General features: G+C 61.2%; 8 protein-coding genes and 1 pseudogene. 4 read left to right on the forward strand and 5 right to left on the reverse strand.

Annotated elements, in window-relative coordinates; all coding sequences use genetic code 11:
• Positions 1-1,131 precede the first annotated feature (1,131 nt).
• A complete protein-coding gene (locus ACWDXS_RS35475; RefSeq protein WP_449972734.1) occupies positions 1,132-1,905 on the forward strand; it encodes an SDR family NAD(P)-dependent oxidoreductase in 774 nt (257 codons plus the stop codon).
• 132 nt (positions 1,906-2,037) lie between these two features.
• On the forward strand, positions 2,038-2,340 hold the full coding sequence (locus tag ACWDXS_RS35480) for a YciI family protein (RefSeq protein ID WP_449972737.1): 303 nt from the start codon (positions 2,038-2,040) through the stop codon (positions 2,338-2,340).
• A 122-nt stretch (positions 2,341-2,462) separates the two neighbouring features.
• Here ACWDXS_RS35480 and ACWDXS_RS35485 read toward each other — a convergent pair.
• Together ACWDXS_RS35485 and ACWDXS_RS35490 are read right to left on the reverse strand one after the other, a co-directional pair.
• Positions 2,463-2,650 (reverse strand): annotated as a pseudogene (locus tag ACWDXS_RS35485) (sigma factor-like helix-turn-helix DNA-binding protein); the annotation flags it as partial.
• Positions 2,651-3,149: 499 nt separating this feature from the next.
• Entirely contained in the window at positions 3,150-6,536 is a 3,387-nt protein-coding gene (locus ACWDXS_RS35490; protein WP_449972740.1) for a protein kinase domain-containing protein, read from the reverse strand.
• A gap of 271 nt (positions 6,537-6,807) precedes the next feature.
• Between ACWDXS_RS35490 and ACWDXS_RS35495 the strand changes: the two genes are divergently transcribed.
• The gene (locus ACWDXS_RS35495; protein WP_449972755.1) at positions 6,808-7,518 is read left to right on the forward strand and encodes a Zn-ribbon domain-containing OB-fold protein; all 711 of its coding nucleotides are present in this window, start codon (positions 6,808-6,810) and stop codon (positions 7,516-7,518) included.
• Positions 7,519-7,635: 117 nt separating this feature from the next.
• Here ACWDXS_RS35495 and ACWDXS_RS35500 read toward each other — a convergent pair whose 3' ends face one another.
• From ACWDXS_RS35500 to ACWDXS_RS35510, 3 genes are all read right to left on the reverse strand, one after another.
• Entirely contained in the window at positions 7,636-8,838 is a 1,203-nt protein-coding gene (locus tag ACWDXS_RS35500) for a low temperature requirement protein A (RefSeq protein WP_449972743.1), read from the reverse strand.
• Between the two features lie 129 nt (positions 8,839-8,967).
• Positions 8,968-9,153 carry a hypothetical protein gene (locus ACWDXS_RS35505; protein WP_449972746.1) on the reverse strand — a complete coding sequence of 62 codons (186 nt, stop codon included), beginning with the start codon at positions 9,151-9,153 and terminating at the stop codon, positions 8,968-8,970.
• Positions 9,154-9,185: 32 nt separating this feature from the next.
• Positions 9,186-10,763, reverse strand: a complete 1,578-nt coding sequence (locus ACWDXS_RS35510; protein ID WP_449972749.1) for an amidase — start codon at positions 10,761-10,763, stop codon at positions 9,186-9,188.
• A gap of 36 nt (positions 10,764-10,799) precedes the next feature.
• On the opposite strand from ACWDXS_RS35510, the gene ACWDXS_RS35515 reads away from it, so the two are divergent.
• Positions 10,800-12,296: an aldehyde dehydrogenase family protein gene (locus ACWDXS_RS35515; protein WP_449972752.1), complete on the forward strand. Its 1,497-nt coding sequence runs from the start codon at positions 10,800-10,802 to the stop codon at positions 12,294-12,296.
• Positions 12,297-12,426: the final 130 nt, after the last annotated feature.

Raw genomic sequence — 12,426 nt, forward strand, 5'->3', positions numbered from 1 at the left:
ATGCGCACCGCCGGCCTCACACCGACCGTGCGCTACACCCTGTTCGGCACCCACGCATGGCCCTACTGGCAAGACGCACTCCACAGTTCCTGGCCGACCCTACGCACCGGACTAGGTCTGTAACCACGGCGAGCGAGCCGGTATCTCCTACATATACCGCCGCTTGTCCACGAAGAATGCATTGTCGCCAGTTTCGTGTTCGTTCACACCGTGGTTTGCAACACCGAGGGAACCCTGGTTTCGAGGAAGTCGGCTGCTTGCCCACGCGTCGGCATTCCCGATGATCAGTCGCGAGCGGGATGTCTGCGATATCCCATCGATTCGAGCAACCTGTTGAAAACCAGCAGGAGTTCGTCCATCTCGTCCGGTTCCGCCAATTCCCGATGCCTCGGCCAGAAGCGATTTCGCTGACCCGTGGATCGCGCCGATCAGAACAGGGTAGCGGCAGTCGATCCTCGGCGTGCCGCTCGGCGACGGCACCGACGAACGCCGCCACCTCAGCGTGGCTGAACTCACGGTCGGCAGCGGTCGGCTTTAGCACCGCCCGACCGTAAGCAACGATAGTCGGCAGCGCCTCCGCGGTGAAGTGATTCGCGGGTAGTTCGGCAGGGGCAGTGGCACCGAGGCCCTCGGCGAGCCAACCTATGCGTGGGTTCGGTATCGCTGCAGACTCGGGCGCAGTCTCGATTCAGCGCGGGCACGGCCGGAGCACCGGCCGTGATGCTTCAGGGACGCACCGCCACCTCGCCGTGTCATTCGATCCCGCTATCCCGGCGTGGTCCCCCGATACGGCATTAGCGAGCGGAGACGAATGGGGGACAGGAGACCCATTTAAGTAATCGCCGGGTTCGGCTCCTCTCAGGCTCCAGTTCATGAAACCGTAGATGTCAGACGCTTGACAGTCTATGGCTTCCAATCACAGGGCAGCGTCTGTCAGCAATCTCTCGATAGCTGTTGACAGTCACCTACTTTGACGACACGATTGTACGTACCATCCGCGGCCGAGAAATCGAGTGCAACTAGATTTTATGAATGGCAGTCTTCCCATTTGGCCGCAGAACGTATACATTCACATTTTCTAGTGCAATGTCGTCAACTAACTCAACCAGATATCAGTAACGGGAGAAATATATGCACGACCTAGAGAATCAGGTAGCAATCGTCACCGGCGGAGCTGCAGGTATCGGATACGGATGCGCCCGGAAACTTCAAATCGCTGGCGCATCGGTTATTATTGCGGATATCAATCTAAAAGCCGCACAGGACTCTGCCGGCAAATTGGGATCGCGCACCCATGCAATAGAACTCGACGTCACAGATCCTGATTCGGCACGGAATCTGGTCGAACTAACGTTGAGTAGATTCGAAAAGATTGATATTCTGGTGAACAATGCAGGCGTTGGCCCCCGCCTTGCTCCGATCCAAGAACTTAGCGACGAAGAATTCGAGCGCGTCATGAGTATCAATGTGACCGGAACATTCAATTCGACGCGGGCGGTCGTCCCTACCCTCATCTCGCAAGGATCGGGTCGAATCATTAACATATCGTCAATCATGGGGCAAACCGGAGCCCCGAATGCCTGTCACTATACGGCTTCGAAGCATGCTGTCATCGGCCTGACGCGGGCTCTTGCCCACGAACTCGCGAAATATGATGTAACCGTTAATGCTATTTGCCCAGGAGTTATAGCAACCGAACTCCATACCGCGGTGGTTAAAGGAATATCCGCCAGCCAGGGCACCGCTGAGGACTCCACTTGGGAATGGTTCAGAGAGCAGATCCCGCTTGGGCGATTCCAAACTCCGGACGATATCGGCGAATTGGTTGCATTTCTTGCCAGCACTCGAGCCAAGAACATTACCGGAACGCAAATCGGGGTGGATGGGGGCTGGGCGATGCACTAGCTCTACAGCCGATGTAAAATCGCCGATTACCTGGACAATGTCGCATGAAATCTTTCGCTTGGCCGCGAATAGATAGGACCCACATTCTTAGCCCGTCGCCCTGTTTCCACAAAAGAAATTATAGGATACCAAATGGAGTACTGGGTCATCCATAGTCGTTCGAACGCTACGCTTGAATCCATCCAAGCGAGAATAGCGGAACATACTGCCTACCAGCAAGATATCATCAAGTCTGGGAAATTACTCGCTTCCGGCCCATACCTAACGCACGATGACAACGCCACCGGTGAGGGTTTAACAATCCTGACAGTCAACTCCCGGGCAGAGGCTGAACAAATCGCCGCTTCTGACCCACTCGTGGTCGCCCAATTGCGAAGCGTATCCGTCCATCGGTGGATGATTCGATCCATGGCTGACCCAGATTCTATCACCTAATTCCATAACAACCCCTACTGCCGGGCAAAGCGGGCATCGCCTGGCGAACCTTCGACGGCGCCACCGAGTAGGTGAGTCGATCGCCCCAAGCCCGGCCACACATCACAGGCGACCTTCGGTATTCAGCCGAGGTAGCTGAGCAACGAATACGAGCGAGCCGAGTGACGCAGTTTCAACATCGTCTTCGCTTCGATCTGACGAATCCGCTCACCCGTCACACCGAAGCAGCTCCGATGTCGTCGAGCGTTCGTGACCTGCCGTCAACCAGACCGAACCGCAACCCCATGACGTCGGCTTCTCGTTCGGTCAGGGGAATCGAGCACCGACGCCAAGATCACCAAGTCTCGTGTCCGCATCATCACCGATCACCTGATCCAACGAGACCGGTTCGAGCGCCAATTGTTCTTCGGAAGGTGGACTATGCGGAAATTGGAAAGGCGAAGCACACTCCGTTGGCGATGACGGCCCCGGTCTGCGTCTGCCACCAGGTGTCAACGATGGGCTTGGGGGCCCGTCACTGGCCTCGCCGAGGGGTTTCACATTGGATTTCGACGCGGATCGTGGCCATCCGGGCGCGCAAGTGCCCACCTAGTCGGTCGGGATGCACGCTGGCCCCGATCTGTCACCGTTGAGCGCTCCCGATTGGTCGAGAATCCCGGCCGTGCCACGCTCGGTCACGTCAGATTTCACCGAGCGGATCGGCCAGATCCGACACTGAGCAACGGCCGGATTCACCGATGGACGACGTCGGAATTCACCAGCACATCCGGCTTGTCGAATGACGAACCTTCCAACCTGTGGCGGCGAGATCATGTACGCAGAGAACGCGATTGTTCGACGAACCATGCCGCGATCTGCGCTCGTGAAGTGAATCCGAGTTTGGTCAGTATGTGCTCCACGTGCCCTTCGGCGGTCCGCGCAGCGATTACCAGCTTCGCTGCGATCGCCTTGTTCGTCAGTCCACTTGCGACCAACTCGGCGACTTGTCGCTCACGCCGAGTCAGCTGGGCGAGGCCGACTGATTCTGTAGGTGTCTCGTCTTTCCGCTCATCGCCGAATGCATAGGTGACCGCTTCTCGCAGGCTCATCGCGTTTCCGGTGCGAAACTGTTTCTCGAACCCCAGATCGCCGAGGGAGTGCCGCGTGTGCTGCTCGCATCTGGTGTGATCGGCCAGCCGGTTCAGGAAGTTGGCTGAGGGACTGCTGATTTCGCGCCACGCACTGCTTGCTGCGCCCAGCAGCACAGCAGCTCGTCGCTCGTGCTGCTGGTCGGCCTCGAGCCAGGCTAGTGTTTGCAGGCACCGAGCGATGCCAACTGGGTCGTTTGCACGAAGTGAAAGGCGTAGGCCTTCAGCGAGTGCCTCTGTAGCGCGCTTGTTGTCTCCCTGCTTCCAGCAGGCCCAACCTTGGGTCATCGACGACCTGCCCAGATAGACGAACTCTCTGCGTCCGTCGGTCTCGGCCAGGATCCGTTCGTGGCAGCCTATAGCGTTGGGCGCGTCGCCAAGTTGCATGTATGCGAGGCCAAGTCCCAACAGGCTTCCGACCTGCACAAGAATCAGTCCACATTCCTTCGATGCCCCGACGGCCTCCTTCAACTGGGTGACAGCGCTCCTCGGGACATCGTTGTACAGAGCCGCGTATCCGGCGGCGAACCCCGCATACGCGCGCGCCCCAACGGTCCCACGGTGACCACCGGCGGCATCGCCCTTCACCAGAAGTGCGGTTCCCGCAGAACGATCCCCTTGTAGGCCGGCAAGCACACTGGCCAAGTATGTCGCTTTGGGCATCTCCTCGGTGCTGGTATCGCCAAGCGATTCCAGCATTCGGGCAAGCCATAGCCGGCCTTCCGCGAGGAGGCCCCAGGCGAGCCAGAACGGAAACAGTGCGGCCGCGATTCGTGTGCCGGCCTCCGCTTCGGCAGGCTCGTCCAGGCAGAATTGGAGTGCTTCGCGGATGTTTGGTTGCTCGTGTTCGAGTCGGTTGATCCATTCCAGCTGACGCGGGCTGATCCAGTCTGCTTCCGCTCGCAGCACCAACTTCTCATACCAGATTTGGTGCCGCCGTTGAAGAGTCACGAGCTCGGAGTCGTTTGCCAGCTTCTGTAGCCCGTATTCGCGCAACGTCTCGAGTAGTCGGTAGCGCACCACCGTGCCTGTTTCTTCTCGAATCAGGATCGACTTGTCGACCAGTGACGCCACCAGATCGAGCAGGTTTTCAGGCTCGACTCGATGGGCCGAGATCGCCTGCGCAGCATCGAGTTCGAAGCTCCCGGCGAACACCGCGAACACCGACCACAAGTACTGTTCTTCCGCAGTGCACAACTCGTAGCTCCAGTCGATACAGAACCGGAGAGTTTGTTGGCGTGTTTGTGTGTCCCGGTTGCCTATGGCCAGCAGTCGAAACCGGTCGGTCAGTCGATCGAGGATCTGCTGTGTAGACATGGCCCGCAACCGCGCGGCGGCCAGTTCGATTGCCAGTGGCAGGCCGTCGAGGTGTTGACAGATCTGCGTCACTGTCGCCTGATTATCGTCGGTGAGTTGGAAATCTGGCACAGCAGCGGTCGCGCGCTCGGCAAACAAGCTGACCGATTCGGATTGGTGCGACCCATTGGTGGACGGGGTCTGGTTGATCATCGTCGCCCTGAGCGGCGGCACGCGGAGCACCATTTCTCCTGTGACACGCAAAGGTTCGCGGCTCGTTGCCAACACCCGCAAGCCCGCGCAGGCGTGCAGAAGAGCTACCACAAGGGGAGCCACTGTTTCGACCAGGTGCTCACAGTTGTCGACTATGAGCAGCGTTTGCCGATCGGCGAGATAGTTGATCAGGATTGTCAGGGGTGGGTCAACCGAATCCTGACGGATTCCGAGGGCTGTGGACACTGCACTCGCGACAAGGGCGGGCTCACGGAGCTCACCCAGCTCGACGATCCAGGCACCGTCGGGGAATACTCGCACGGACTCCGTCGCGATGCGCAGTGCGAGCCGTGTCTTACCGACGCCACCCATTCCCGTGAGAGTGATGAGCCTGCCAGTCGATAGCGCCTTCTTGGCTCGCGTCAGTTCGTGTCGGCGGCCGACAAAACTGGTCAACTCGAGAGGAAGGTTCCCCCGTCGTCCGCGTGTGCCCCCCAGTTCCGGGTGACCACGCTCAGTTGCCGATAACTCCCGCCGTTGAGTCGACTCCGGAAGGATCGTTGCTCGCGCAGGCTCGGTTGGGGTTCTCGTCGATGCCGACGAGACGCCGTCATCGGCGCTGCCGGTTGGGTGTCCGCGGCCATCGGCGGACGACTCGCCGATGGCCAAAGCCATGTCGGTGACGTGGAGCTTGTGTCTGCGTTGTGCTGCGCGCAATTGTTCGCCGAACTCGGCCGCGGTGGCCGGGCGCTCGTCCCGGTTGCGCGACATCGCGTGCTCGATGATGTCGGAGATGTCGTCAGGCATGTCCAGCCCACGAACATCGGGCAGTGGATCGGAGGTGATCCGCAGGAATTGGGCGACTACCTGTTCACCGACCTGGCGTTCGAATGGTGCGTGTCCGGTCAGAGCACAGAAGAGGGTCGCACCAAGGCTGTAGACATCCGAGGCCGGACTGGCAGCGTCGCCGCTGAGTATCTCCGGTGCGGTGAACGCCGGCGATCCGGTAATCGTGCCCGTGGCGGTCTCGAAGGCCCCCGCGACGTGCGCAATACCGAAGTCGGTCAACTGAGGGTCGCCGTAGCGGGTCAACAGGATATTTGCCGGTTTGATATCGCGATGGAGAATGGCTTGACGGTGAGCAGTCTCCAAGGCGCCCGCTAACTTCACACCCAGACCAAGAGCTTGCGACCACTTCAGTGGACCGTCGCGCCTGATGTATTCCTCGAGGGATCCTCGGGGCTGATACTGCATCACGATGTAGGGAAAATTGCCACGAGTGACACCGGCTTCGAACACGTCGACGATATTGGGGTGCCCGGACAGTCGGCTCATCGCCTGTTGTTCCCGAAGGAAGCGATCGAGATTGTCGGTGTCGAGCCCCGCTGTCATAACCTTCACGGCCACCAGGCGCTCGAGGGAAAGCTGGCGGCAGCTGAACACGACTCCGAAACCGCCGTGTCCGATCTCTTGCGCATCCTCGAATCCGGCGGCACTGAGATCATCGGGTAGCGCGGCCACCGCACCGCCACGCGCGCCCCTCGAGTCTCGATCGGCCATCCGCAGCCTCGATCCTCAGCCCTTCCCGATGGCAACTGGAGTCGACACAGACCTAGAGCTGCCATCGATGTCAGCGTACGCCGATTGGGTACGAGACCAAGAAGTAGGTATGCCGACGGGTGGTTATCCCCTCGTGTCGACACCTGATGAGGCGGACGCTGATGTGACGCCGACCGAGACTTTCAGAGCCGAGGTATCCATGCATCCGCACACGTCAGAACATCCGCGACACCGCGGTATGCACCGTGCACAAGTCATCGAGGGCACGTTGATGATCCGATCGTGCTCGACGTGTGGGGTGCTGTTGTCACCGCAGTCCAGCTCCTGCTCGTTCTGTGGGACCTTCGATCTGGATCGGGTGCCATCGTCGGGTGTGGGGTGGATCGTGTCCTGGAAGATCGTGCACCGTGCGACCGAACGTCGGCATGAGGAGTTGACGCCATCGATAATTGCGGTCATCGAGCTCGATGATGGTCCGTGGGTCTTCTCCGAAATCGACGGCGCCATCCTGCCGCCCTCGGATCGACGCGTTCGTGCGCACTTCAGTGGGCGCCACGTCGACGGCCGGTACCCGGTATTCGTTCTTGATCCGGCTCACCGCTCCAATTCGAGAAGAGAGAAATTGAGGGACGAGGTGGATGACAGTGAGGCATGGAGACTGTCCTGGGTTCGGTCATCCCTGCAACAGTGTGACCTTCTTGTGAGATCGAGATCAGTTGACGTTCAGGCGAATTCGCTGATCAAGTTCGCCATCCGGTGGGCCCCCTTCGGTGGCGCCGACCCAAACGAGCTGCTGGTGACCTTCGGTGTCAGTCGCGAGCGATTCGTTCGATTGATGAAAGAGGCACTCTGTGCGCGGGGAAGAGACAACCGGAGTGCTCGATCGATGAAGAGTAAATTGTTGGAGGCCCTGCTTTCTATGTGGAACGCAGATCCCGGTGAGGTGCCGACGTCTCGAAGCGCTCTTCTGCCGTCGATATAGCCCGTCATCGGCGGGACGAATCCTCGTCACGCATCAGGTATTCCCACCTTGCTTGCACACGAAGATCCCGGAACTGACTCCGCGCTCGACCGCAGGCGAGACGGCGTTTCCACCCAGTCAGCGGCTCTGACGCAGCCGACGCCGCCGCTGATTGTGGCGAACCGTCTCGTAACTGATCATTGTGAGCAGGCAACTAGCGAGAGCACCGAGCGTCGCGAGCGATGGGATGTGCTCGACGAGAGGAATGGATGCGATCAGCACGAGTGCTGTCACGACACGACTCTTCTCGATCGATCCCGCAGCGTAGGCCTTGAACGCCACCAGAGCCAGCAGGTAGAGCGCGGTGCCGCCGAGGAGAGCGATCAGCGGCCACCCATCGAGTGGATCGGTGAGGCGGTGGTGATCGATATGGCCCACCGTGGACAGGATCTTCTTCAGCCCCAGTGACAGCATGACGATGCCGATCACCATCGGTAGATGGAGAAAGCTGTAGCAGTTGCGAGCGATCCGGATGCGCCGCTCACCGGTCGACTCTTCGAGGATCTGCTCGACCGCCAGGGATGTCATATCGAAGTAGGACCACCACAGTGCTCCGGAGACGGTGATGCCGAGTAGTGAGGCGGCGATGATGGCCCAGGAGATGGGCAGGCCGGTGACTGCGATCCCGATCGAGACGATCGATTCGCCCAACGCGATGATGATGATGAGGCCGTGTCGTTCGGCGAACTGGCCGACCGAGCGCAGTCGCCACCTTGTGCCGCTGACGAGGGTTCCCACGTAGTCACCGGCCAAGGCGAGGATCCACATGACGGTTTGCGCGGTTGCGGTGAGCTGCGATGCGATCAGCAGAAACGTGGTTCCGACCAGCATGCTGGGCACGAATCGGTGGATCTGTCCCCGTAACTGCGGGTCTTCTCGGCTGATGACCCAGAATGTCAGCAAGTGCAGCAGGCGGACGGTGAAGTAGGCGAGAGCGAACACGACCGGGCCGGGCAGTCCACCCGGCAGGTCGTCGAACGCTTCGGTGATCGTCAGGGCCGTCATGAGCATTGCCATCAGCGCGCCGAACATCACCACCCGCAGGATTCCTTCGTCTGCGCGCACCAGGTTGCACAGCCATGCGTAGGCGACCCAGCTCCACCACAGCACAGCGATGACCAGGACACCGCGGAGCAGATTCTCACCTGTGGTGTGTTCGGCCATCAGGTCGGTGACGCGGATGAACGCGAAGACGAAGACGAGGTCGAAGAACAACTCGAGTGGTGTGACCGAGGTCTTTTCATCGACCGGCCGGGGACGCAGACCATTAGGGAATGTCACGGATGATTGCTCCCGATCTAGATTGTGCGTGCCCACGCCCCCGGCTTCGCCGATTTCACCACCATGGACGGGACTTGATCCCACGCGAATCAGTGTGGGGACGAGCCGGCACGAGGGTCCGGGCGAACGTCATGGAGCCGCGCGGAAGATCAAAGATGGCTCTTCGTAGCGGGCCTCCGGGACTCGGTACAACGATTCGATCGCTGCGGCGCGGCCGGGAGACGTCGCGATCATAATCGCGAGTTCGTCAGGGCTGACGGTGATTCCAGCGGCCTGCAGCAGTGTGGGGACAAGCACGGCGTAATCGGTTTTCACGGGCGTAGCGCTCCTTGGAGTGGCTGGTGATGTCATCGGCGGTGGCTGTTCGACACGAGCTCTGGCACGCGCAGATGCCAGTCGGTGCGCTCTTGGTATGCGTGGCCCGCGCCGAGCACGGCGGCTTCGTCGAAAGGTTTACCGATGATCTGCATGCCCAGGGGCAGCCCGTCGGCGGTGAAACCCATCGGCACCGACATGACCGGGTTGCCGACAGCGTTCCAGTACGGGGTGTACAGGGAATTGAAGATGTCGGCGAAGGACAGGGTTTCCCATTCCATCGCGCCGCAGGCACTCGTTGGGGTGACGATCAGGTCGACGTCGGTGAACAGCTCGGCCACCTTGCGCTGACCTACCCGGCGGACGCGCTGAGCCTGGACATAGTCACCCGCCGCAACGAGCGCACCCGCCGATACCGCCAGTCGTGTGCCGATGCAGTAGTCATGCCACCGGGCCTGCAGGTCCGGACGGTGGTGGGCGTAGGGTTCGGCGGCCATGCCGATGATGGTCGCGGCGGTCAGCTCCTCATAAAGCGGCAACCGGACCGGGACCACCGTCGCGCCCGCGGCGCGCAGGACATCAAGCGCCGACGTCAGCACATCGGAGAGTTCGGGTACGACGAAGGACGAGCGGTCCAGTAGTGGATCCACGCCGACGCGCACGCCGTTGAGCGAGCCGGTCAGGGCTGCCACATAGTCCTCGACAGGGCGGTCCACCGATGTCGGGTCCGATGCGTCGTGTCCGGCCAAGACCGTGGTCATGACCGCACAATCGGCCGCCGAGCGCGCCATCGGACCGATGTGGTCGTAGCTGTAAGCCAGGGGCACAGAGCCGGACTTGGGCACTCGGCCGTAGGTCGGCTTCAGGGCGGTGATGCCGCAGTTGGTTGCGGGCGAACGCATGCTGCCACCGGTATCAGTGCCCAAGCCGCCGAGGAACATTCCCGCCGCGATGCCTGCTCCGGTGCCGGAACTGGAGCCGCCGGGATAGCACTCGAGATCCCAGGGGTTTCGTGGGATCGGGAAGGGCTTGTCCGGGTCGGGAAAGCCGAGCGCGAACTCGTTTGTGCTGGTTTTACCGGTGATCACCGCGCCCGCGGCGCGCAAGCGGGCGATCACCGGGGCGTCTCCCCGATCGCCCCACGCGCGATCCAGGACAAGACTCTGGGCGGTGGTCACCCCTTCATCGGTGGCGATGACGTCCTTCACTCCGACCGGTATTCCGTGCAGCGGACCCCGGTCGACCCCAGCGGTCAGCTCGGCATCCGCGGCCGCGGCCGCCGCAAGAGCCGTCTCGTCGAAGCGGGTGATATACGCACCGACTTGTTCGTCGTGCGCGTCGGTCGAGTCGAATGCGGCGCGGACCAGCTCGACAGAGGTGGTTTCGCCTGCGCGGAGTGCCGCCGCGGCATCGGTGATGGTCAGGAACACGTGGACTTCCTCCAATAGTGAAAGTGACGTCATTTTTCTACGCCTTTGGATCGGGCAAGTCAAGCGATTGCAGATCTCTGAAATCTCCTTGACGACCATAGTTCCCAGGGCATAGAAATGTGACGTCACTTTTACATCCCCTGCTGATCGCCCACCGGACACCGCCGGGAAGCGACGCATCGGCCATCAGGCCGTTTCTCACAGAGGACAACGCTTATGACGACACAGACCCAAGACCCGGCCGCTCAGGCAGGGCTCGCCGAGCGCTACCAGCCGCTGATCGGCGGCCGGTTCACGTCGCAGACCACGGAAACCTTTGCCGCGATCAACCCCGCCACCGGCGCGCACCTCGCCGACATCACCCGCGGATCGCGAACAGACATCGCGAATGCTGTCGCAGCCGCGAAATCGGCGTTTCCGGGATGGGCAGCGACACCGGCCGAGCAGCGGTCAGCGATGCTGGTCGAACTCGCGCGGGTCATCGACGCGAACATCGACCGCCTCGCACTCATCGATGCCCTCGACATCGGGCGCCACGTGAGCGAGACCACCATCGATCACGCCAGGGCCGCCGATCAGTACCGCTTCTTCGCTGCCGCCGCGGTGACGCACGCGGGTTGGAACCGGTCGATCCCCGGCGGCATCGCCATCGCCAAGCGTGAACCGCTCGGCGTAGTGGGACAGATCATTCCGTGGAACGTCCCGGCGATCATGGCGGCGTTCAAGATGGCGCCCGCTCTGGCGGCGGGCAACACCGTGGTACTCAAGCCCGACGAGAACGCCTCGCTGTCGACCCTCGAACTGGGCAAGTACATCAGCGAGATCTTCCCTCCTGGCGTGGTGAACATCGTCCCAGGTCTCGGCGAAGAAGCCGGCGCCGCGCTGACCGCCCATCCCGACGTGAAGAAGCTCGCGTTCACCGGAAGCACCGAGGTGGGGCGCCTGATCGCGCAGGCAGGTGCCGAACGACTGGTTCCTGTGTCACTGGAACTGGGCGGCAAGAGTCCCAACATCGTGTTCCCCGACGTGACGGACTTCGCCGCGATCGTCGACAACGCCGCATTCGCCGTCGCCCACTGCAACGGCCAATCCTGCCTTGCCGGTACCCGACTGTTCGTCCATGACGACATCTACGACACCTTCATGCCGCAGCTGGTGGCAGGGTTCGAACGCATCGTCGTGGGATCGCCCCTCGACCCCGCGACCGTCGTCAGCTGCCTGGTTTCGGCCGAGCAGGGCGAGCGCGTATTGGACTACATCGATATCGGCAAGAAGGAAGGTGCCGAACTACTGACCGGCGGAAGTCGAATCGAGTTGCCTGGCAACGAGTTCGGCCACTTTGTGCGGCCTGCGTTGTTCGCGACAGAGAACTCCGCGCGCATCGCGCAGGAGGAGATCTTCGGTCCGGTTCTGTCGGTTATCCGCTGGAACGACTACGACACGATGATCGCCGAAGCCAATGGGATCCGATACGGGCTCGCAGCAGGTCTGTACACCAACGACATCGCCAACGCGATGAAGACCGCGGACCTTCTCGAGGCCGGATCGGTGTGGATCAACGGCTATTTCAACATGACCGACGGTTCACCGTTCGGCGGATACAAAGACAGCGGATACGGCAGCGAGTACTGCGCCGAAACGCTCAACATGTACACCCACCTCAAGTCGGTCACCCTCCTGAACGAACCGGTCGCACCGTTCTTCTTGCCCTGACATCCCCACTGACCGGTGTGGGACCCGGGACATGCCCGGGTCCCACGGTGATCGGGATGTACGCGGTGCTCACCGCAGGTGGCGCCTACGTGCCGCTGGATCCCGACCATCCGTCCGATCGCATCGCCTA

The organism is Nocardia sp. NPDC003183, assembly GCF_053590715.1.